This window comes from Stenotrophomonas thermophila (assembly GCF_001499715.1).
GTDB lineage: Bacteria > Pseudomonadota > Gammaproteobacteria > Xanthomonadales > Xanthomonadaceae > Stenotrophomonas > Stenotrophomonas hibiscicola.
On sequence record NZ_CVIW01000011.1, the window covers coordinates 20,794 to 40,969 of the forward strand.

General features: G+C 66.3%; 23 protein-coding genes. 18 read left to right on the forward strand and 5 right to left on the reverse strand.

Translation table 11 applies throughout. The features are described 5' to 3' along the window. Positions 1–75: 75 nt before the first annotated feature. Positions 76–1,158, forward strand: coding sequence for an ABC transporter ATP-binding protein (locus BN1263_RS06415; RefSeq protein WP_058980279.1), 1,083 nt, complete (start codon positions 76–78; stop codon positions 1,156–1,158). A gap of 159 nt (positions 1,159–1,317) precedes the next feature. On the opposite strand, the gene ygfZ is transcribed toward BN1263_RS06415, so the two are convergent. Next, positions 1,318–2,193, reverse strand: a complete 876-nt coding sequence (ygfZ, locus tag BN1263_RS06420) for a CAF17-like 4Fe-4S cluster assembly/insertion protein YgfZ (RefSeq protein ID WP_058980280.1) — start codon at positions 2,191–2,193, stop codon at positions 1,318–1,320. A 39-nt stretch (positions 2,194–2,232) separates the two neighbouring features. Here ygfZ and BN1263_RS20025 point away from each other — a divergent pair, with 39 nt between their 5' ends. From BN1263_RS20025 to BN1263_RS06465, 10 genes are all read left to right on the forward strand, one after another. Then, positions 2,233–2,403, forward strand: coding sequence for a DUF1674 domain-containing protein (locus BN1263_RS20025; protein WP_074901279.1), 171 nt, complete (start codon positions 2,233–2,235; stop codon positions 2,401–2,403). Between the two features lie 56 nt (positions 2,404–2,459). Then, entirely contained in the window at positions 2,460–2,852 is a 393-nt protein-coding gene (sdhC, locus tag BN1263_RS06425) for a succinate dehydrogenase, cytochrome b556 subunit (protein WP_005416132.1), read from the forward strand. After that, the gene (gene sdhD, locus BN1263_RS06430) at positions 2,849–3,235 is read left to right on the forward strand and encodes a succinate dehydrogenase, hydrophobic membrane anchor protein (RefSeq protein WP_005409077.1); all 387 of its coding nucleotides are present in this window, start codon (positions 2,849–2,851) and stop codon (positions 3,233–3,235) included. The genes sdhC and sdhD overlap by 4 nt, the downstream gene beginning before the upstream one ends. Positions 3,236–3,266: 31 nt before the next feature. Further along, entirely contained in the window at positions 3,267–5,057 is a 1,791-nt protein-coding gene (gene sdhA, locus BN1263_RS06435; protein WP_014036803.1) for a succinate dehydrogenase flavoprotein subunit, read from the forward strand. A gap of 66 nt (positions 5,058–5,123) precedes the next feature. Next, positions 5,124–5,909 (forward strand): succinate dehydrogenase iron-sulfur subunit, encoded by a 786-nt coding sequence (sdhB, locus tag BN1263_RS06440; protein ID WP_005409079.1) that lies wholly within the window; start codon positions 5,124–5,126, stop codon positions 5,907–5,909. A 98-nt stretch (positions 5,910–6,007) separates the two neighbouring features. Next, a complete protein-coding gene (locus BN1263_RS06445) occupies positions 6,008–6,256 on the forward strand; it encodes an FAD assembly factor SdhE (protein ID WP_019661201.1) in 249 nt (82 codons plus the stop codon). After that, positions 6,207–6,656, forward strand: a complete 450-nt coding sequence (locus BN1263_RS06450; RefSeq protein WP_021202023.1) for a hypothetical protein — start codon at positions 6,207–6,209, stop codon at positions 6,654–6,656. Before BN1263_RS06445 ends, BN1263_RS06450 begins: the two co-directional genes overlap by 50 nt. Before the next feature lie 23 nt (positions 6,657–6,679). Further along, positions 6,680–7,921, forward strand: coding sequence for a lipoprotein-releasing ABC transporter permease subunit (locus tag BN1263_RS06455; RefSeq protein WP_019661203.1), 1,242 nt, complete (start codon positions 6,680–6,682; stop codon positions 7,919–7,921). Next, a complete protein-coding gene (gene lolD, locus BN1263_RS06460; protein ID WP_019661204.1) occupies positions 7,914–8,627 on the forward strand; it encodes a lipoprotein-releasing ABC transporter ATP-binding protein LolD in 714 nt (237 codons plus the stop codon). Before BN1263_RS06455 ends, lolD begins: the two co-directional genes overlap by 8 nt. A 189-nt stretch (positions 8,628–8,816) precedes the next feature. After that, the gene (locus BN1263_RS06465; RefSeq protein WP_058980281.1) at positions 8,817–9,266 is read left to right on the forward strand and encodes a DUF6491 family protein; all 450 of its coding nucleotides are present in this window, start codon (positions 8,817–8,819) and stop codon (positions 9,264–9,266) included. A 72-nt stretch (positions 9,267–9,338) separates the two neighbouring features. On the opposite strand, the gene BN1263_RS06470 is transcribed toward BN1263_RS06465, so the two are convergent. The 3 genes from BN1263_RS06470 to ftsY form a co-directional block, all read right to left on the reverse strand. Beyond that, a complete protein-coding gene (locus BN1263_RS06470; protein ID WP_058980282.1) occupies positions 9,339–9,608 on the reverse strand; it encodes an oxidative damage protection protein in 270 nt (89 codons plus the stop codon). Between the two features lie 5 nt (positions 9,609–9,613). Continuing rightward, positions 9,614–10,738, reverse strand: coding sequence for an A/G-specific adenine glycosylase (mutY, locus tag BN1263_RS06475; RefSeq protein WP_019661207.1), 1,125 nt, complete (start codon positions 10,736–10,738; stop codon positions 9,614–9,616). Positions 10,739–10,832: 94 nt separating this feature from the next. Then, complete coding sequence (gene ftsY / locus BN1263_RS06480) at positions 10,833–12,113, reverse strand: signal recognition particle-docking protein FtsY (protein WP_058980283.1); 1,281 nt, start codon at positions 12,111–12,113, stop codon at positions 10,833–10,835. Positions 12,114–12,242: 129 nt separating this feature from the next. Between ftsY and BN1263_RS06485 the strand changes: the two genes are divergently transcribed. Then, positions 12,243–12,542, forward strand: coding sequence for a hypothetical protein (locus BN1263_RS06485; RefSeq protein ID WP_058980284.1), 300 nt, complete (start codon positions 12,243–12,245; stop codon positions 12,540–12,542). A 180-nt stretch (positions 12,543–12,722) separates the two neighbouring features. On the opposite strand, the gene htpG is transcribed toward BN1263_RS06485, so the two are convergent. Further along, on the reverse strand, positions 12,723–14,615 hold the full coding sequence (gene htpG, locus BN1263_RS06490) for a molecular chaperone HtpG (protein WP_058980285.1): 1,893 nt from the start codon (positions 14,613–14,615) through the stop codon (positions 12,723–12,725). Positions 14,616–15,347: 732 nt separating this feature from the next. Here htpG and rsmD point away from each other — a divergent pair. The 6 genes from rsmD (at position 15,348) to BN1263_RS06520 (ending at position 20,162) form a co-directional block, all read left to right on the forward strand. Next, positions 15,348–15,926: a 16S rRNA (guanine(966)-N(2))-methyltransferase RsmD gene (rsmD, locus tag BN1263_RS06495; RefSeq protein ID WP_058980286.1), complete on the forward strand. Its 579-nt coding sequence runs from the start codon at positions 15,348–15,350 to the stop codon at positions 15,924–15,926. A 26-nt stretch (positions 15,927–15,952) separates the two neighbouring features. Then, positions 15,953–16,462 (forward strand): pantetheine-phosphate adenylyltransferase, encoded by a 510-nt coding sequence (coaD, locus tag BN1263_RS06500; RefSeq protein WP_005416145.1) that lies wholly within the window; start codon positions 15,953–15,955, stop codon positions 16,460–16,462. A gap of 60 nt (positions 16,463–16,522) precedes the next feature. Continuing rightward, positions 16,523–17,014 carry a hypothetical protein gene (locus BN1263_RS06505; RefSeq protein WP_010484374.1) on the forward strand — a complete coding sequence of 164 codons (492 nt, stop codon included), beginning with the start codon at positions 16,523–16,525 and terminating at the stop codon, positions 17,012–17,014. A 132-nt stretch (positions 17,015–17,146) separates the two neighbouring features. Beyond that, on the forward strand, positions 17,147–17,428 hold the full coding sequence (locus tag BN1263_RS06510; protein WP_010484376.1) for a YfhL family 4Fe-4S dicluster ferredoxin: 282 nt from the start codon (positions 17,147–17,149) through the stop codon (positions 17,426–17,428). After that, positions 17,425–19,155, forward strand: a complete 1,731-nt coding sequence (gene ggt / locus BN1263_RS06515) for a gamma-glutamyltransferase (RefSeq protein ID WP_058980287.1) — start codon at positions 17,425–17,427, stop codon at positions 19,153–19,155. The genes BN1263_RS06510 and ggt overlap by 4 nt, the downstream gene beginning before the upstream one ends. Positions 19,156–19,274: 119 nt before the next feature. After that, positions 19,275–20,162 (forward strand): MBL fold metallo-hydrolase, encoded by an 888-nt coding sequence (locus BN1263_RS06520; protein WP_019661213.1) that lies wholly within the window; start codon positions 19,275–19,277, stop codon positions 20,160–20,162. The last annotated feature ends 14 nt before the right edge of the window (positions 20,163–20,176 follow it).

Genomic DNA, 20,176 nt, shown 5'->3' on the forward strand with positions numbered 1-20,176 from the left:
CAATCATCACTGCCATCGGGAGGGCCGAGGCAGTCCCAAAAGACAGCCCGGCTTCGGGCGGACCGGATAGGTGATATGGCAAAAGTGCAGTTGCAGGGTGTGCGCAAGGTCTATGACAACGGCCAGGTCGCGGTGAAGGACGCCACCTTCGAGGTAGCCGATGGCGAGCTGATGGTGCTGGTCGGACCGTCCGGCTGTGGCAAGTCGACCCTGTTGCGGATGGTGGCCGGCCTTGAAGAGATCAGCGGTGGCACGCTGACCATTGGTGATCGCGTGGTCAACGACGTGGCGCCGAAGGATCGCGACATCGCCATGGTGTTCCAGAGCTACGCGTTGTACCCGCACATGACCGTGGCCGAGAACCTGGCCTTCGGCCTGAAGCTGCGCGGGCATGACAAGGCGACCATCGACAAGCGCATTGCCGAGGCGGCGCAGACGCTGGGCCTGACCGAGATGATGGACAAGCTGCCCAAGGCGATGTCCGGTGGCCAGCGTCAGCGCGTGGCACTGGGCCGGGCGCTGGTGCGCGAGCCGGCGGTGTTCCTGCTCGACGAGCCGCTGTCCAACCTCGACGCCAAGCTGCGTCACAGCGTGCGTACCGAGATTGCGCAGCTGCACCGGAAGCTGGGCACCACCATGATCTACGTGACGCACGACCAGGTTGAAGCGATGACCCTGGGTCAGCGCATCGTGGTGCTGAAGGACGGCATCATCCAACAGATCGATACGCCGATGGCGCTGTACGACCGCCCGGCCAACCTGTTCGTGGCCGGTTTCCTCGGCAGCCCGGCGATGAACGTGCTGCGTGGCACGCTGCAGGGCGATGCCGGTGGCGTGACCGTGGTCGACGGCCAGTGGCGTGCACCGCTGGGCCAGGCCACGATCGATCCTGCATGGCTGCAGAAACCGATCGCGGTGGGTGTGCGCCCGGAGCACCTGCAGCCTGCTGCTGCCGATAACGCGCACGCGTTCATCGCGCGTATTGAAGGCATCGAACCGGTCGGCAACGAGATCTTCGTCAACATGAGCAGTGGCCAGCACGCGCTGACCATGCGCGTGGCGCCGCAGTCGCTGCCGGGCGTGGGTGAAGACATCCGGGTGGCCATCCACCCGCAGGGCCTGCACTTCTTCAACGCGGAAACCGGCGAGCGCCTGTAACCGGTAGTGCCGGCCGCTGGCCGGCAACCTCAATCATGCGTGGTTGCCGGCCAGCGGCCGGCACTACCATTCCTTCACCGAAGGCGTGCGGACCAACGGTCCGCACCCACCGGGTCGGTCAGTAGATCCACGCCATGCGTGGATGAGGGCGCGTCAGATTCAGCGCGCCAATCCATCCAGCAGCGGCACGCGCTGCGCAATGGCATCACCCACCTGCAGCTCGGCGTCGCCAGCCTCCAGTGGCAGCACCGCCAGCGCCAGCTCGCCGGCCACGCTGGCGATTGTGCCCAGCGTCGCGCCGTCCTGCTGCACGCCATCGCCGGCACGTGCGGGTGCCGCGGTATGCAGCAGTTGCACCGCGCGCTTGGCCTTGCCGAGGAAATGGGTGCGGGCGACGATTTCCTGGCCGGGGTAGCAGCCTTTCTTCACGCTGTAGCCATTCAGGCGGTCCAGGCCCAGCTGCTGCGGGGTCCACACTTCGCGCTGGCTCTCTTCCAGCCTTGGCAGGCCGTAGCGCAGGTCGGCCTGGCGCCAAGCGAGAGCGAAGGCGGCCTCATCGGCTTCAGAACTGGCGGCGAACGCTTCGGCGCTGCCGATGCGCAGGGTGCGCGGCAGTGCATCGCTGCCCAGGTCCAGCTCCCAACCCTCATCTGCGGCCTGCGCAATCGCCGCGCCGCTGGCGGCCTCGGGCGCGGTGAAGGCGCCGGCAGCTGCCAGATCGCTGCGCACCTGTACCTTCACCTTGCGACGGAACACGAAGCGCTGCAGTTGCGACGCAATCGCATCGGCATCGCCGTCGGCCAGCACCAGCATCACGTGATCGTCGGCCAGCCGGAGCAGCTGGAACACCGCCAGAGTGCGGCCCTTGGCACTCAGCCAGGCACTCCACTGCCAGTGCAACAGGGGCAGGGCGGTGACATCGCTGCTGAACTGGGCGTGGGCGAAGGCGGCCGCATCCGGGCCCTGCAGGCTCAGCAGCTGGTGGCCGGGCAGGCGCGGATATCCGACGAAAGCAGGGGGCAGGTTGTCAGGCACGTGAACGAGGTCTAAAATTTGTGCGTTGCGAGACCGAACATGATAGGCCAAACAACCCCCACTCCCGACGACGAAACTGAAGCCCCGCTGGTCCCTGCGGCACCCGTGCCCGTGGAGCAGGAAAAGGCAGAAGAATTCGGCGGCCGCGGCGGACTTGATCCGGTGCGGTATGGCGATTGGGAGAAAAACGGACGCTGCATCGATTTCTGATCAGCATTGAGCCAACGCGGCCGCGTGCCGCCCAGCCGAGACAACGAGCCCAGCGAATGGCGACCAGACAACGCCCACTTTCCCCGCACCTGCAGGTGTATCGCTGGCAGATTCAGATGGCCACCTCGATCCTGCATCGAGCCACCGGCATCTTTCTGTCTGTTGGTGCCCTCATCATCGCTGCCGGCCTGCTGGCCCTGATGATGGGGCCCGAGTCCTGGAACTGCTTCACCGGCCATGCCGGGGCCTGGTATGGCCGCGTGTTCCTGTTCGCGTGGACATGGTCGTTCGCCTATCACCTGTGCAATGGCATCCGCCATGTGGTGCAGGACTTCGCCATTGGTTTCAGCATCCCCGCCTTCATCCGCAGCAGCTGGCTGTCGGTCATCGGCAGCCTGGTGATCACCCTGCTGGTGTGGGCCTATGTGATGTTCGGAGGTGCCGCGTGAGCAAGTTCCGTACCCCGTTGAAGAACGTGCGCGGCCTGGGCTCGGCCAAGACCGGCACCGAGCACTTCGTGCACCAGCGCCTGACCGCCGCCGCACTGGTGGTGCTGGGCATCTGGTTCCTGGTCTTCGTGCTGGGCCTGCTCGGCTCGGACTACGCGACCGCCGCCGCCGCCGTGGCCAAACCGTGGAACGCGGTGCCGCTGATCGGCCTGCTGATCGCCATGTTCTGGCACGCGCAGCTCGGCATGCAGGTCGTGCTGGAAGACTATATCCACGAATCGCTGCTGGCCCTGGTGCTGCAGACCGCGGTGAAGTTCGTCGCCGTGCTCGGCATGATCGTCAGTGTGTTTGCGGTGGGCCGCATCGCCCTCGGCGTTGCCTGAGCCCAGGCACCTACACAGGAATCCAGATTAGATGTCCGCTTACAAGATCACCGAACACAAGTACGACATGGTCGTGGTCGGCGCCGGCGGTGCCGGCCTGCGCGCCACGTTCGGCCTGGCCGCCAAGGGCCTGCAGACCGTGTGCCTGACCAAGGTCTTCCCGACCCGTTCGCACACCGTTGCCGCCCAGGGCGGTATTTCGGCCGCACTCGGCAACATGGGCGAGGACGACTGGCGCTACCACTTCTTCGACACCATCAAGGGGTCGGACTGGCTGGGTGACCAGGACGCCATCGAGTACATGTGCCGTGAGGCCATCCCGGCCATCATCGAACTTGAACACTACGGCGTGCCGTTCTCGCGCACCGCCGAAGGCAAGATCTACCAGCGTCCGTTCGGTGGCATGACCACCAAGTACGGCGAAGGCCCGGCGGCGCAGCGTACCTGCGCGGCGGCCGACCGTACCGGCCACGCGATGCTGCACACCCTGTACCAGCAGTCGCTGAAGCACGATGCGCGCTTCATGATCGAGTACTTCGCGCTCGACCTGATCTTCGACGACGAAGGCGCCTGCCGCGGCGTGCTGGCCCTGGACATGTCCGATGGCACGCTGCACCTGTTCCGCGCCCAGGGCGTGGTGCTGGCCACCGGCGGCTACGGCCGTGCCTACTTCAGCGCCACCTCGGCGCACACCTGCACCGGCGACGGTGGCGGCCTGGCCATGCGTGCCGGCATCGCCATGCAGGACATGGAGTTCGTGCAGTTCCACCCGACCGGCATCTACGGCGCCGGCTGCCTGATCACCGAGGGTGTCCGCGGTGAAGGCGGCATCCTGCGCAACAGCAGCGGCGAGCGCTTCATGGAGCGCTATGCACCGCACTACAAGGACCTGGCCTCGCGCGACGTGGTCAGCCGTTCGATGACCATCGAGATCCGCGAAGGCCGCGGCGTCGGCGAGCACAAGGACCACATCCTGCTCGACCTGACCCACCTCGGCCCGGGCGTGATCGACGAGAAGCTGCCGGGCATCGCCGAGAGCGCTCGCATCTTCGCCGGCGTCGACGTGCACAAGCAGCCGATCCCGGTCATTCCGACCGTGCACTACAACATGGGCGGCATCCCGACCAACTACCACGGTGAAGTGGTGCAGAAGGTCGGCGACAACGACAACGCCGTGGTGCCGGGCCTGTACGCCATCGGCGAAGCGGCCTGCGTCTCCGTGCACGGCGCCAACCGCCTGGGCTCGAACTCGCTGCTCGACCTGGTGGTGTTCGGCCGTGCGGTGGCCAACCGCTGCGCCGAGACCATCAAGCCGGGTGCCGCGCACAAGCCGCTGCCGGCCGATGCCTGCGACAAGGCGCTGGGCCTGCTGGACAAGCTGCGCCACGCCAACGGCGATACCCCGACCTCGGTCATCCGCGACCGCATGCAGCGCACCATGCAGGCCGACGCGGCGGTCTTCCGCACCAGCCAGACGCTGAAGGAAGGCTGCGAGAAGATGGACAAGATCTTCGACTCGTTCCAGGACGTGAAGGTCTCCGACCGCTCGCTGGTCTGGAACTCGGACCTGATCGAGACCTACGAGCTGAACAACCTGCTGCTCAACGCGGTGGCGACGATCAACTCGGCCGAACAGCGCAAGGAAAGCCGTGGTGCGCATGCGCACGAGGACTATCCGGACCGCGACGACGTCAACTGGCAGAAGCACACTCTGGTCAGCGTCGACGAGAAGGGCAAGTGCAGCTTCGACTACCGTCCGGTGCACATGTACACGTTGACCGACGACGTGTCCGTGGTGCCGCCGAAGCCGCGCGTGTACTGATTCGACCCCGCCTACCATGCAATCCGCGCCCACGGGCGCGGGCCGCCTGAGCCAACGAGAGCAGCCATGGCCGAGTTTTCACTCCCCAAGAATTCCAAGATCACGAAGGGCAAGCACTTCCCCGTCAAGAACGGCGGCAAGAATGTGCGCACCTTCAAGATCTACCGCTGGAGTCCGGACGACGACAGCAACCCGCGCACCGATACCTATGAGGTCGATCTGGATGCGTGTGGCCCGATGGTCCTGGACGCCCTGATCAAGATCAAGAACGAGATCGACCCGACCCTGACCTTCCGCCGCTCGTGCCGCGAAGGCATCTGTGGTTCGTGCGCGATGAACATCGACGGCACCAACACCCTGGCCTGCACCCGAGCCATCTCGGACTGCGGCAAGAAGGAAGTGCCGATCTACCCGTTGCCGCACATGAACGTGGTCAAGGATCTGGTTCCGGACCTGACCCACTTCTACGCGCAGTACGCCTCGATCAAGCCGTGGATCCGCACCCAGACTCCGGCACCGCCGGACCGCGAGCGCCTGCAGTCGCCGGAAGACCGCAAGAAGCTGGACGGCCTGTACGAGTGCATCCTGTGCGCCTGCTGCTCGACCAGCTGCCCGAGCTACTGGTGGAACGGCGAGCGTTACCTGGGCCCGGCAATCCTGCTGCAGGCCTACCGCTGGATCATCGACTCGCGCGATGAGGACACCGGTGCGCGCCTGGACGATCTGGAAGATCCGTTCAAGCTGTACCGCTGCCACACCATCATGAACTGCGCCCGTACCTGCCCGAAGGGCCTGAACCCGGCGCTGGCGATCGCCGAGATCAAGAAGCTGATGATGGAACGCCGCGCCTGATCAGGCCTGGCTGTACCCGGTAGAGCCACGCCATGCGTGGCTGCACCACCTCAGTAGAGCCACGCCATGCGTGGCTTTGCTGTATCTGGAGAAGCACGATGGAAGAAGACGTTCTGCTGAAGAAGCTGCGCTGGCGCTGCCGCCGCGGCATGCGTGAGCTGGATCAGCTGTTCGAGCGCTATCTCGACCACGAATGGCGCACTGCGCCGACCGAAGAGCGCGAGGTTTTCCTGTTCCTGCTCGACTGCGAGGACGATAAGTTGTGGCGCTGGTTCATGGGCTACGAGGCCTGTCCGCATGCGCACGCGATCCCCCTCATGCAGAAGATCCTCACCCTCAAGCCTTGAGTGGCGCCCTTCGAGGCTGCAGGCCGCCGCTCAGTTGGCGGTGCTGCTGGCCGCACCCTGGCTGTTGCGCGCCTCGGATCTGCCTGCGCGGCTGCTGATGCCCGCGCTGCTGCTGGCCTGGGGCGTCGGCTTGGCCGAACTGGCCTGGCGCCAGCGCAGGCCACGCGTACAGGTGCTTCTTGCGCCGCTTCCCGAACCACTGCAGGTGGCCGGGCAGGACGTTGATACGCCACGGCTGGTGGTGCGTGGCCCATGGCTGTTGTTGCTGTGGTGTGAGGATCGGCGCCGCCGGCGCCTGCTGTTCTGGCCCGATGTGCTCGATTCCGGGCAGCGACGTGAACTGCGACTGGCCGTGGCCGCACGCGGCGTTTCCCGTCGGCCCCGGTCAATGGCACCATAAGCTGAATTGACTGGCGTGCCTGCATGTTCAAACCCATTCCCGTGGCGATCGGCCTGCGCTACCTGCGTGCCAAGCGCCGCAACGGCTTCATCTCCTTCATCTCGATGGCATCGATCCTGGGCATCGCGCTCGGCGTTACGGTGCTGATCACCACCTTGGCCGTCATGAGCGGTTTCCAGAAGGAAATCCGCAGCCGCCTGCTGCAGATGACCGCGCACACCACCATCAGCCGCGACGGCGAACCGATGCCGGACTGGATGCGGGTGGTCGACGTGGCCAGGAAGGACCCGCGTGTGGCCGGCGCCGCACCGTACATCGAGATCCAGTCGATGATCAGCGGCCCGCGCGTGCAGGGCGCGATCATCCAGGGCATCGATCCGGCGCTGGAGCCGAACGTCTCGGTGATCGACAAGAAGATCACCAAGGGCAGCTATGACAGCCTCAAGCCGGGCAGCTTCAACCTGCTGCTGGGCAAGGAGCTGGCGATCTGGCTGGGCGTGGACGTTGGCGACCAGGTGCTGGTGACCTTTGCAGAAGTGCAGGGCACGCCGGCCGGCGCGGTGCCGCGGATGAAACGCTTCACCGTCAGTGGCCTCTTCGAGGCCGGCTACAACGAGGTCGATCGCGGCGTCGGCTTCGCCAACATGCAGGACCTGGAGCGCGTGCTGCGCAGCGACGGTGCCACCGGCGTGCGCCTGAAACTGCACGACATGGACCGCTCGCTGGAGGTGGGCGTGGATCTTGCGCAGAACCTCGGTGGCGCCTACCGCGTAAGCGACTGGACCCAGCAGAATGCCAACCTCTACCACTCACTGCGCATGGAAAAGGTGGTGATGGGCATCCTGCTGTCGCTGATCATCGCCATGGGTGCGTTCAACCTGGTGTCTTCGCAGGTGATGCTGGTGACCGACAAGCAGGCCGACATCGCCATCCTGCGCACCCTCGGCCTGACCCCGGGTGGCGTGATGCAGGTGTTCATGGTGCAGGGTTCGCTGATCGGCATCTTCGGTACGCTGGCTGGCCTGATCGGCGGCATCACCCTGACCCTCAACCTGGAACGCATCCTCGGCGCCATCGAGAGCGTGTTCAACGTCAAGCTGCTGCCGGAGGATGTGTACTACATCACCGGCCTGCCGACCGACATGCAGACGGGCGACGTGGTGGCGATCACCGTGGTCGCGCTGCTGATGAGCTTCCTGGCCACCCTGTATCCCGCCTGGCGGGCAGCACGCACCCAGCCGGCGGAGGCCCTGCGTTATGAATAAGGTCTTCAACCGCGGCGACGAAGTGATCCGTGCCGAAGCACTGGGCAAGACCTACGCTGAAGGGCGCATGCAGACCCCGGTGTTCGATGGGCTGGACCTGACCGTGACCGCCGGCGAAACGGTGGCGATCATCGGTGCCTCCGGCGCCGGCAAGAGCACGCTGTTGCACCTGCTGGGTGGCCTGGACATTCCCACTGCCGGTGAGGTCTATGTGACCGGCCAGCGCATGTCGGCGCTGTCGGACACCGCGCGCGGCCTGCTGCGCAACCAGGCGCTGGGCTTCGTCTACCAGTTCCATCACCTGCTGCCGGAGTTCACCGCGCTGGAAAACGTGATGATGCCGGTGCTGCTGGCTGGCACCGCGGTGGCCGAAGCGAGCAGCCGCGCCACCATGCTGCTGGAAGCGGTCGGCCTCGGCCATCGCCTGGACCACAAGCCGGGCGAGCTGTCCGGCGGCGAGCGGCAGCGTGCTGCGGTGGCGCGGGCACTGGTCAATCACCCAGCCTGCGTGCTGGGCGACGAGCCTACCGGCAACCTGGATGACCGCACGGCGGCAACGGTGTTCGAGCTGATGCTTGAACTCAACCGCGCGCGCCATACCAGCCTGGTGCTGGTGACCCATGACCGCAGCCTGGCGCGTCGCCTGGACCGGGTGCTGGAACTGCGGGAAGGGCGCCTGCACGCACTGGCCCACGCCGACGTCTGAGGCGCTGGGCCCGCTTTGGTGGAAGCCGACCTGGGTCGGCTGCTCCTTGCAGGGCAAGCGCCAAGCAAGGTTGGCGTCTACCGTGGTCCGGCCAGCAGCCGCCGACCGGCGGCTGAATGGGCTGCCGGTCGTCGCGCCAGCGTTGCGAGCCCGGGCGCATGATGGCGACAGTTCCCCGAGGAGATCGCCATGAAGACCCCGATCCTGCTGGCCGGCCTCTGCCTCGCCCTGGTCGCCTGCGCGACCACCGGCCGGCTCAGCAGCGCCGAGAAGCTTGACCTTTACCGCGCCCACGCCGGTGCGCCGCAGAGCGACATGCAGTTCTTCGGCACCCTCAATGGCTGGACCGAACTGGGCGACAGCGCACTGGCGGTCTGGACGCGCCCGAGCGAGGCCTACCTGCTGGAGCTGAGAGGCCCCTGCCAGGACCTGCCGTATGCCACCGCCATCGGCCTGACCAGCCAGATGAATCGTGTTTCGGCGCGCTTCGACAAGGTGCTGGTGCGCGACCCTACCGGTGGCCCGCGCATGCCGTGCTTCATCGACAGCATCCGCAAGCTGGATGTGAAGGCGCTGCGCGCGTCCGAGCAGGAGCTGCGACAGGCGCAGGTGCAGGAGCGCGAGGAAAACACGAAATAACGCGGTAGTGCCGGGCGCTGGCCGGCAACTTGGCATGCGCGATGCCGGCCAGCGGCCGGCACTACCTGTGGGTCAGGCTTCCGGGGTGAAGCCAGCCGGCTTCTCTGCGTCCTTCTCGAACAGGAACTTGACCAGTTCGCCTTCAAGAAACGCACGATGCTCCGGGGTGCGCGGCGACAGCCGGTTCTCGTTGATCAGCATGGTCTGGTGCGCCAGCCATGCGGTCCAGGCCTGCTTGCCGATGTTGTTGAAGATGCGCTGGCCCAGCTCGCCGGGGTAGGGCACGAAGTCCAGGCCCTCGGCATCGCGTTGTTCGTACTGGCAGAAGACGGTTCGGGGCATGGCACTCACTCGTGGTTGCGGGATTTCTTGGAAGTTCGTTTTGGCGTCCTGATCGTGGCGCCGTCGAGCAGTTTGCGGATCGGCGCTGGCAGGCCCAATGCGGGTAGCTCGTCGTTGGCGACCCAGCGCAGCGTGGGTTCTTCCACGCGCAGGCCGCGCACCTTCCGTGACAATATCTGCAGGTGCAGCCTGTAGTGGCTGAAGGTGTGCTGCAGCACCGGCAGTTCCTCTGCATCTTCCAGCGAGCCGTCGACATGTGCGTCGAACCAGTCCTGCAGGTCGCTGCCGGCCTCCGCCTGCGGCAGCGTCCACAGCTGCGCCCAGATGCCGGTGTCCGGCCGCTTCTGCAGCAGCACGCGCTGCTGGGCGTCACGCAGCAGCAGAGCCACGGCTTCGCGCTCGGGCAGGGTCTTGCTGGGCTTGGGCGTGGGCAGTTCAGCGGTGCGGCCTTCGCGGCGTGCCACGCACGTGTCCTGCAGCGGGCAGATGACGCAGGCGGGCTTGGCCCGGCTGCATACGGACGCGCCCAGGTCCATTTGTGCCTGGGTGTAATCGGCCATGCGACCGGCCGGCACCTTCGCCACGTGTGCCTCGGCGATCGCCCATAGCTGCTTTTCGATGACTGGCAGGCCTGGGAAGCCGTCGATGCCGTGATAGCGGCTGAGCACGCGCTTGACGTTGCCGTCAAGGATCGCGAACGGGTCGTTCCAGGCCTGGCTGAGGATCGCGCCAGCGGTGCTGCGGCCAATGCCGGGCAGGGCATGCAATGCATCGAAATCGCGCGGCAGGTCGCCGCCGTGAAGTTCCACGCAGCGCTTTGCAGCGGCATGCAGGTTACGCGCACGGGCGTAGTAGCCAAGCCCTGCCCACTGCGCCATCACCGCGTCATTGCTGGCGGCGGCGAGGTCGGGCAGGGTCGGGAAGTGCTGCAGGAACCGCAGGAAGTACGGGATGACCGTGGTCACCTGGGTCTGCTGCAGCATGATCTCCGACAACCAGACCCTGTAAGGGCTGCGCGGGTGCTGCCAGGGCAGGTCGTGGCGGCCGTGGTCGTCGAACCAGTGCAGCAGGCGAGCGATGAAGTCGTCTTGCTGGGGGTTGTCGGCGCTGGCGTGCGGCTGGCGGGGCATGGGTGTTCCGGGGAAGGCAGCCACCCGTAGGGTGGCTCTACTGGATTGCGGTTGCGGTGCAGTAGAGCCACGCCATGCGTGGCTGCATGGTGTATCAGGTGCCCAGCGCTTCGGGCAGCAGGGCGTCGACGAAGGCTTCCGGGTCGAACACGCGCAGGTCTTCCGGGCGCTCGCCGATGCCGGCAAAGCGGATCGGAATGCCGAACTCGCGGGCCAGTGCGAACACCACGCCGCCCTTGGCAGTGCCGTCCAGCTTGGTCACCACCAGGCCGGTCACGTTCACCGCAGCATTGAACTGGCGCAGCTGCGACAGCGCGTTCTGGCCGGTGGTGCCATCGATCACCATCAGCACTTCGTGCGGGGCGGTGGGATCGATCTTGCCGAGCACGCGGCGGATCTTGCCCAGCTCGTTCATCAGGCCGGACTGGGTGTGCAGGCGGCCGGCGGTATCGGCGATCAGCACCGAGGTGCCACGGGCCTTGCCGGCCTGCAGCGCGTCGAACGCCACCGACGCGGCATCGGCGTTCTGCCCCTGCGCGACCACGGCCACGCCGTTGCGCTCGCCCCAAGCCTGCAGCTGCGCCACGGCAGCGGCACGGAAGGTATCGCCGGCGGCCAGCATCAGGCTGTGGCCATCATCCTTGAAGCGCTTGGCCAGCTTGCCGATGGTGGTGGTCTTGCCGACACCATTGACGCCGACGGTGAGCACCACGAAGGGCTTGGCGTTGCGGTCGATCACCAGCGGCTTGGCGACCGGTTGCAGGATCGCGATCAGCTCGGCGCGCAGCGCGGCCAGCAGTGCATTGGCATCAGCGAACTCGCGCGACTTCATGCGCTTGCGCAGGCCCTCGACCAGATCGGTAGTGGCACCCACGCCGACGTCGGCAGTGATCAGTGCGGTTTCCAGTTCGTCCAGCAGGTCGTCGTCGAGCTTGGGATTGCGCGAGAACAGGCCACCGAAGCTGCGCGCGATGACGCTGTTGCGCAGGCGCTCGCGCCAGCCGGGCTTGCCGGCCGGGGCTGGCGGGGCATCCACCAGAGCTGGCAGGTCGGCGGCCGGGGCGGTTGGTTCCTCGACCGAAATGACCGGAGCCAGAGGGGCCAGCACGGCGGCCGCAGCCAGCACTTCGGCCTGGACGTCCTCCGGCGCGGTGACCGGCTGCGCAGCCGGTACGGCAGGCCATTCGGCGACGGGCGCCGGTTCCGGTACAGGTGCCGGTGCTGCGGCTTCGACTACCGGGATCGTGGCGGCGTCTTCGGCCGGGGCGGCTGACGGGAACGCCGCCGCCAGCTCTTCAGCCGAGTAGTGCTGGGTCTTGGGTGCCTCCGCGGCGGGGGCATCCTGGGGCTTCTTGCGGCGGAAAAAACTGAGCATTGGCAAAAGGCGCTGAAATCAGGGGGATATGCTACCACTCGGGCCTGTCGGGCTGATGTGGACTCAAGGTCGCGGCCCGCCGGCCGTTAACCGGTCCGAAGGGCTGCGCAGCGCGGCCCGGAGACCGCCATGAACGACGTGATGGGAATCGCTCTCGGCGGGATGCGCGCGGCCCACCAGGGCGTGCAGGTGGCCGCGTACAACGTGGCCAACCTGGCGACTCCTGATGCCCGACGCCTGCAACTGCTGCGCAGTGAGGCGGAGCAGGGCGGGGTGCAGGCCGCGATGACCCCTGCCGACGCCGATGCTGGCGCGCCATTGGGGGACCTGCTGGCGGCGAAAGCCGAGGTGGTGGCCTTCGCCGCCAATGCCATGGTGATACGGCGCCAGGACCAGATGCTGGGTTCGCTGCTGGATCGGGAGGTCTGAGCCGCCCGGCTTTGGTGGGTGTCAACCTGGGTTGACACGCTCCCCCCTGGTAGGTGCCAACCTTGGTTGGCACGCTTTTGGGGCGCCAACCAAGGTTGGCCTCTGCCAGGGCTGCAGTGCCAACCAAGGTTGGCACCTACCAGAGCATCGCCGGGCCATGCCCGGCGACCACCGCCTCGATCAGGCCGACAACTCCAGCAGCAGCTTGTTCAGGCGCGCCACATAGGCGCCGGGGTCTTTCAGGCTGTCACCGGCGGCCAGTGCGGCCTGGTCGAACAGCACCCGGCCGAGATCATCGAAGCGTGCGCCGTCGGCTTCTGCATCCAGCTTGGCGATCAGCGGATGGCCCGGATTGATCTCCAGCACCGGCTTGCTGTCCGGCACCTTCTGCCCGCTGGCCTCCAGGATCTGGCGCATCTGCAGGCCCAGGTCCTGTTCGCCGATGGCCAGCACCGCCGGCGAATCGGTCAGGCGGTGCGAGACGCGCACGTCGGCCACGTCATCGCCCAGTACCGTCTTCAGGCGCTCGACCAGGCCCTGCTTGTCCTTGGCCGCCGCTTCCTGTTCCTGCTTGTCCGCTTCGGTTTCCAGCGCGCCCAGGTCGAGGTCGCCACGGGCGATGTCGACGAAGCCCTTGCCGTCGAAATCGGTCAGGTAGCCCATCAGCCACTCGTCGATGCGGTCGGTCAGCAGCAGCACTTCCACGCCCTTCTTGCGGAACACCTCCAGGTGCGGGCTGTTGCGTACCTGGCTGTAGCTCTCGCCGGTCAGGTAATAGATCTTGTCCTGGCCTTCGCTCATGCGGCCGAGGTAATCGGCCAGCGACACAGTCTGTGCATCGCCGTCGCCACGGGTGGAGGCGAAGCGCAGCAGCCCGGCCACCTTCTCACGGTTGTTGTAGTCCTCGGCCGGGCCTTCCTTCAGCACCTGGCCGAATTCCTTCCAGAACGTGGCGTACTGCTCCGGCTTGTCGGTGGCCAGCTTTTCCAGCATGTCCAGCGAACGCTTGGTCAGCGCGGCCTTCATCGAATCGATGACCGGGCCGGACTGCAGGATCTCGCGCGAGACGTTCAGCGAAAGGTCGTTGGAATCGACCACGCCCTTGATGAAGCGCAGGTACAGCGGCAGGAACTGCTCGGCCTGGTCCATCACGAACACGCGCTGCACATACAGCTTCAGGCCCTTGGGCGCATCACGGTGATACAGGTCGAACGGCGCGCGGCCAGGCACGTACAGCAGCGAGGTGTACTCCAGCTTGCCTTCGACCTTGTTGTGGCTCCACGCCAGCGGATCGCTGTGATCGTGTGCAACGTGCTTGTAGAACTCGGTGTACTCGGCGTCGCTGATCTCGGTGCGCGGACGGGTCCACAGCGCGCTTGCACGGTTGACGGTTTCCCATTCGGCCGCGGCGCCTTCTTCGCCACCTTCCTTCGGCATCTGGATCGGCAGGCCGATATGGTCCGAGTACTTCTTGAGGATGCTGCGCAGGCGCCAGCCATCGGCGAAGCCGTGCTCGCCGTCCTTCAGGTGCAGCACGATGCGGGTACCGCGCTCGGCCTTGTCGACGGTGGCCACTTGGAAATCGCCTTCGCCGCGCGAGGTCCAGCGCACGCCTTCGCCTGCGGCCAGGCCGGCGCGGCGCGAGGTCACTTCCACTTCGTCGGCAACGATGAAGGCGCTGTAGAAGCCGACGCCGAACTGGCCGATCAGCTGCGAATCCTTCTTCTGGTCGCCGGACAGCTGGCGCAGGAAGTCGCCGGTGCCGGACTTGGCAATCGTGCCCAGGTGGGCGATGGCTTCGGCGCGGCTCATGCCGATGCCGTTGTCGTCGATGGTGATGGTATGGGCGGAGGGATCGAAGCTGACGCGCACGCGCAGTTCGCTGTCGCCTTCCAGCAGCGCCGGCTGGGTCAGGGCCTCGAAGCGCAGCTTGTCGGCGGCGTCGGCAGCGTTGGAGACCAGCTCGCGGAGGAAAATTTCCTTGTTGGAGTACAGCGAGTGGATCATCAGCTGCAGCAGCTGCTTGACTTCGGTCTGGAAGCCAAGGGTTTCGGTCTGGATGGTGTCGGTCATCGATAGGGCTCCATGTGCAATGCCGCGCCAGCGCGTGCGGCCTCGCCAAGGGGTATGGCTGATTGTCCCGAAATCAAGGGGTTGGTCGGCCGGGCTTGCAGCCCTGCACCTGCAGAGGCCGATGCAACAGCAACAGCAACAGCAATAGCGGGCGTTCCGTGGGATGGCGGGGCGGTGTGGGTTGGCAGGACACGCCGTAAACCCCGCTCCGCGGTCCGGCCCAGCCGCTGGCGGCTGTGCGTTCGGGCGCTTGCGAAGCAGTGCTTCGCAAGCAAAGCGCCCTCACCCTTGGGGGCTCGATGGCGCCATCCATGGCGCCAACGGTCCTGCCAACCCACACCGCCCCGCCTCTGACCGGTTCACGCGGCTGTTGGCAGGTGTCGACCTTGGTCGACACATCTGTCAGATATCGATACATCAAATGGGGTCAGATCCGTTTTCCGCAGGAAAACGGATCTGACCCCAAGAGACGTTCCGGCAGATCGCAGGAAACTGTCGAAGGCGGGGTGGGGCAGGTTGTGGGGGTGTCCGCGGCATGGATGCCGCGGCCAAGCCCCCAGGGACGGGTTTACGGCGTCCCCCACAACCTGGCCCACCCCGCCTACCCACAGGAAACCAGCTTTTGCCGTTGCTCTGGCTGTTGCTTCGGCCTCTGCGGGTTCCGGGCGCCGCCCGGACGACTACAATCCCGCTCATGCTGAAATTCTCGAATGAACCCCGCCGGGGGCGCCTGTGAGCGGCCGTGGGGGCAATGACGGTCAGGTCCGCATCATCGGTGGTCGCTGGCGTAACACCCGCCTGCCGGTGCCGACCCTGCCGGGGCTGCGTCCCAGCAGCGACCGCGTGCGCGAAACCCTGTTCAACTGGCTGATGCCCAAGCTGGGCGGGGCGCGGGTGCTGGACCTTTTCGCCGGCAGTGGCGCGCTGGGCCTGGAGGCGGTTTCGCGCGGCGCTGCTCACGCCACCCTGGTCGAGCGTGATGCTCAGCTGGGGCGCAACCTGACCGCCGCCGTGACCAGGCTGCAAGCCAGCGACCAGATCACCGTGGTGCAGGCCGATGCCCTGCGCTGGCTGCAAGGGGCGCAGGCGCAGCAGGCCGATCTGGTCTTCATCGACCCGCCGTTCGCCGATGGCCTGTGGCAGGACGTGCTGGCCCAGCTGCCGCGGCACCTGGCCGCCGATGCCTGGCTGTACCTGGAATCGCCGGCCGGCCACGTGCCGATGCTGCCGCCGGACTGGCTGCTGCACCGCGAGGGCGGCACCCGCGAGGTGCGCTTTGCCCTGTACCGCCGCGCCACTGCTACACTTTGACCTCATCTGAACATCTGCACCCGCCCATGACCGTGGCCAACCGCCGCATTGCCGTGTATCCCGGCACATTCGATCCGATCACCAACGGTCATATCGACCTGGTCAGCCGGGCCGCGCCGCTGTTCGAAAAAGTCGTGGTCGGCGTGGCGCAGAGCCCGTCCAAGGGCCCGGCGCTGCCGCTGGAGCAGCGCGTGCAGCTGGCACGCGGCGCCCTGGCCCATCACGGCAATGTCGAGGTCATCGGCTTCGATACCCTGCTGGCGCATTTCGTACGTTCGGTGCAGGGCGGGGTGCTGCTGCGCGGCCTGCGCGCGGTGTCCGACTTCGAATACGAATTTCAGATGGCCAGCATGAACCGCCACCTGATCCCCGAGGTCGAGACCCTGTTCCTGACCCCGGCCGAGCAGCACAGCTTCATTTCGTCCTCGCTGGTCCGCGAGATCGCCCGCCTGGGTGGCGACGTGTCCGGCTTCGTGCCGGCCGCGGTGCTCGAAGCCCTGCGCAAGGTCCGCGAAGCGAAGGCGGCACAGTCGTAAGCCCCGCTGTACCCGCACCCCATTACGTACACCACCACGCACCATTCCGGGAGGAAACCCATGAACACCACCATGCGCGCGATGCTGATCGCTTCGTTGGCCCTGGCCTTCACCGCCTGCAAGAAGGAAGAGGCCGCTCCGGTCGACGAGGCCAAGCAGGCCCTGGTCGCGCCGTCCAAGGATGACGATGCAGGCTGGAAGAAGTACCTGCAGGAAGTGGCCATCCAGAACATGGGCAACATCAGCAACAGCCCGTTCCTGTACTACCTCTCGCCGGAATCGGACCCGGACTTCCAGGCCAAGTACGAGCGCCAGACCGAGAGCGCGACCCAGGCGGTGGCCCGTGGCGTGCAGCCGGGCAACATGCTGGCCTTCGGTTCGTCGGCCTCGGGCAAGATGGCTGACATGATCCAGGCTGTGTTCAAGGACGTGGCGCCGGATTCGATGAAGGGCGTGCGCGTCGTCTTCATCGGCCAGTCGGCCGACAACGCTCGCGTGCAGGCGGCGGTCCAGCCGACCGGCGCCGAGTACATTTTCGTCGAAGCCAAGTAATACCGAGCCATGGCGGCCATGCTCCGGCATGGCCCGGGCGGCACCCCGCAAGGGTGCCGCTGATGACCTGACCGGCCCGCGCGCCCGCGCTGGCCGGTCCTTTGTCCCAAGGCGCGGGCGAGGAGTATCGCCATGTCGCTGAAAATCAACGAGCTCTGCGTCAACTGCGACGTCTGCGAGCCGGCCTGCCCGAACCAGGCCATTTCGATGGGTGAAACCATCTACGTGATCGACCCTGCGCGCTGCACCGAATGCGTGGGTCATTTCGACGAGCCACAGTGCGTGGTCGTCTGCCCGGTCGAGTGCATCGACCCGGATCCGGAGATCGTGGAAACGGAAGACCAGCTGCTGGCCAAGCTGCGCCAGCTGCAGCACGATCACCCCGAACTCTACGCGGAGCCCCCATCCGAATGAAGACGCTGATCGTTCGCCCCCTGTTGCTGCTCGGCCTGCTGCTGAGCCCGATTGCCTGGGCCGGCAGCCCGGTCCGTGCCGAGCGCCCGGATGGCGCCGCCATTGCCAGCGGCCATGCGCTGGCCACCCAGGCCGGTATCGACATCCTGGCCCAGGGCGGCAACGCCTTCGACGCAGCAGTGGCGGTGTCGTCCACGCTGGCGGTGGTCGAGCCGATCAGTTCCGGTCTGGGCGGTGGCGGCTTCTTCCTGCTGCACGATGCGGCCACCGGAAAGGACGTGATGCTGGACGCGCGCGAGACCGCGCCGGCCGCCGCGACCCCGCAGGCCTTCCTCGACAAGCAGGGCAACCTCGACCGTGACCGCTCGGTCAACGGTGCGTGGTCGGCCGGTATTCCGGGCCTGCCTGCGGCGCTGGTCGAGCTGTCGGCCAAGCACGGCAAGCTGCCGCTGTCGGCATCGCTGCAGCCGGCGATCCGCATCGCGCGCGAAGGCTTCCCGGTCTACGACCGCATGGCCAAGGGCTATGCCTCTCGCCGTGAGGTGATGGAGCGCTATCCCGGCACGCGTGAGGTCTACCTGCGCAACGGCAAGCCGATCGCCAGCGGTGACCTGTTCAAGCAGCCGGAGCTGGCACAGACGCTGGAGCGCTTGGCCGCAGGTGGCTTCGATGGCTTCTACAAGGGCCAGACCGGAAAGCTGTTGCTGGCCGGCGTGAAGCAGGCCGGCGGCCAGTGGACCGCTGAAGAGCTGGCCGGCTATCGCGTGAAGCAGCGCGAACCGATCGTGTTCAACTACAACGGCTGGAAGATCACAACCGCGCCGCCGCCGTCGTCCGGTGGCATCGCGCTGGCCAGCATGCTGCAGATCCTGGAAGGCTGGGACATCAAGAAGATGGACCCGGCGCACCGCACCCACCTGGTGGTGGAATCGATGCGCCGTGCCTACCGTGACCGCACCTTCTTCCTCGGCGACCCGGACTTCGTGCAGATCCCGCAGAAGGTGCTGACCAGCAAGGACTACGCACAGGGCCTGCGGGCGACCATCCATCCGGAGAAGGCCACGCCCAGCGACCTGCTGTCGGGCAACCCGACCCCGCTGGAAGATGACGAGACCACGCACTTCTCGATCATCGACCGTGACGGCAACCGTGTCGGCGCCACCCAGACCGTCAACCTGCTGTACGGCTCGGGGCTGATTCCGAAGGGCACCGGCGTGCTGCTGAACAACGAGATGGACGACTTCGCGCTGAAACCAGGCACGCCCAATGCATTCGGCGTGATGGGCTACGAGGCCAATGCGCCCAAGCCGGGCAAGCGCATGCTCAGCTCGATGACGCCGACCTTCATGGAAAACAGCGAAAAGGTGATCGTGCTGGGCACCCCGGGTGGCAGCCGTATCATCACCATGGTGCTGCTGGGCATCCTCGGCTACGACGCCGGCCTGGACGCGCAGCAGGTTGCTGCGCTGCCGCGCTATCACCACCAGTGGCTGCCGGACCTGATCGAAGCTGAGGACGATGCATTCGACGCGGCGACGGTGAAGCAGCTGCAGGCGATGGGCCACAAGATCGACCTGCCGGGCAATGTCGCCGCAGGCGGCCGCGGTTCCAGCCACGTGTGGGGCAACCTGCAGACCGTGGAATGGGACCGCAAGGCGAACCGACTGTTCGGCGGCAGCGACCCGCGCAATCCGGTGGGCAGTGCCCAGGTCGTGCCGGCCCATTGACGTGAGAGTGCCGGCCACTGGCCGGCACTTCGGCGGATATCGAAACCCCGTCTTCGCCGGCGGGGTTTTCCGTTTACTTTCTAGCGATTATTTAACGGTCCGGCGCCGATAATCGACACATGAAACTCTGGTCTATTCGTGGAAACTCGCAACGCCTTGATGGCGGCGCGATGTTCGGAAACGCGCCGCGCGCGTTGTGGGAAAAATGGGCGGCTCCGGACGAGCTCAATCGCATCGAGCTGGCCTGCCGTGCGCTGCTTGCCAGTCCGCTGGAAGGCAAGACCGTGCTGTTTGAAACCGGTATCGGGGCGTTCTTCGATCCGCGCATGCGCGAGCGCTACGGCGTGCAGGAAAGTCAGCACGTACTGATCGATTCGTTGCGCGAAGCCGGCTTCGAGCACGAGGATATCGATGTGGTGGTGCTCAGCCACCTGCATTTCGATCATGCTGGCGGCCTGCTGGCGGCATGGAGCGAAGGGCGTGAACCCGAGCTGCTGTTCCCCAACGCGACCTACGTGGTCGGTGCGCAGCATTGGCAGCGCGCCGTGCAGCCACACCCGCGCGATCGGGCCAGTTTCATTCCTGAGCTGCCCGGCCTGCTGCAGGCCAGTGGCCGCCTGGAAGTGGTGGAGGGGGAGTACTCGAAGGCACTTGGCCGCAGCGTGCGCTTCAGCTACAGCGACGGGCATACGCCGGGGCTGATGCTGGCCGAGATCGTTGGTCATGCGCATGCCGGTGAAGATGCGCACGGTGGCGTGGTGTTCTGTGCCGACCTGATCCCGGGGCGCTCATGGGTACACGTGCCGATCACCATGGGCTACGACCGCAACGCCGAGCTGCTGATCGACGAGAAGCGGCAGTTCCTTGAAGACAAGCTGGCGCGCAACGTGCGGCTGTTCTTCACCCACGACCCGCAGGTGGCGCTGGCGCAGCTGGGCCGTGATGACAAGGGACGTTTCGTGACCCTGCACGAACAGGGCGAGCTGAAGGCGCGCGCCCTGGGTTAATGGCAGAGCCGAGC

Bases quoted from the DNA above. Each gene is read 5' to 3' on its own strand.
- BN1263_RS06415 (WP_058980279.1), top strand. From the start codon at position 76: ATGGCAAAAGTGCAGTTGCAGGGTGTGCGCAAGGTCTATGACAACGGC.
- BN1263_RS20025 (WP_074901279.1), top strand. From the start codon at position 2,233: ATGATAGGCCAAACAACCCCCACTCCCGACGACGAAACTGAAGCCCCG.
- sdhC (WP_005416132.1), top strand. From the start codon at position 2,460: ATGGCGACCAGACAACGCCCACTTTCCCCGCACCTGCAGGTGTATCGC.
- sdhA (WP_014036803.1), top strand. From the start codon at position 3,267: ATGTCCGCTTACAAGATCACCGAACACAAGTACGACATGGTCGTGGTC.
- sdhB (WP_005409079.1), top strand. From the start codon at position 5,124: ATGGCCGAGTTTTCACTCCCCAAGAATTCCAAGATCACGAAGGGCAAG.
- BN1263_RS06445 (WP_019661201.1), top strand. From the start codon at position 6,008: ATGGAAGAAGACGTTCTGCTGAAGAAGCTGCGCTGGCGCTGCCGCCGC.
- BN1263_RS06450 (WP_021202023.1), top strand. From the start codon at position 6,207: ATGCGCACGCGATCCCCCTCATGCAGAAGATCCTCACCCTCAAGCCTT.
- BN1263_RS06455 (WP_019661203.1), top strand. From the start codon at position 6,680: ATGTTCAAACCCATTCCCGTGGCGATCGGCCTGCGCTACCTGCGTGCC.
- lolD (WP_019661204.1), top strand. From the start codon at position 7,914: ATGAATAAGGTCTTCAACCGCGGCGACGAAGTGATCCGTGCCGAAGCA.
- BN1263_RS06465 (WP_058980281.1), top strand. From the start codon at position 8,817: ATGAAGACCCCGATCCTGCTGGCCGGCCTCTGCCTCGCCCTGGTCGCC.
- BN1263_RS06470 (WP_058980282.1), bottom strand. From the start codon at position 9,608: ATGCCCCGAACCGTCTTCTGCCAGTACGAACAACGCGATGCCGAGGGC.
- mutY (WP_019661207.1), bottom strand. From the start codon at position 10,738: ATGCCCCGCCAGCCGCACGCCAGCGCCGACAACCCCCAGCAAGACGAC.
- ftsY (WP_058980283.1), bottom strand. From the start codon at position 12,113: ATGCTCAGTTTTTTCCGCCGCAAGAAGCCCCAGGATGCCCCCGCCGCG.
- BN1263_RS06485 (WP_058980284.1), top strand. From the start codon at position 12,243: ATGAACGACGTGATGGGAATCGCTCTCGGCGGGATGCGCGCGGCCCAC.
- htpG (WP_058980285.1), bottom strand. From the start codon at position 14,615: ATGACCGACACCATCCAGACCGAAACCCTTGGCTTCCAGACCGAAGTC.
- coaD (WP_005416145.1), top strand. From the start codon at position 15,953: ATGACCGTGGCCAACCGCCGCATTGCCGTGTATCCCGGCACATTCGAT.
- BN1263_RS06505 (WP_010484374.1), top strand. From the start codon at position 16,523: ATGAACACCACCATGCGCGCGATGCTGATCGCTTCGTTGGCCCTGGCC.
- BN1263_RS06510 (WP_010484376.1), top strand. From the start codon at position 17,147: ATGTCGCTGAAAATCAACGAGCTCTGCGTCAACTGCGACGTCTGCGAG.
- ggt (WP_058980287.1), top strand. From the start codon at position 17,425: ATGAAGACGCTGATCGTTCGCCCCCTGTTGCTGCTCGGCCTGCTGCTG.
- BN1263_RS06520 (WP_019661213.1), top strand. From the start codon at position 19,275: ATGAAACTCTGGTCTATTCGTGGAAACTCGCAACGCCTTGATGGCGGC.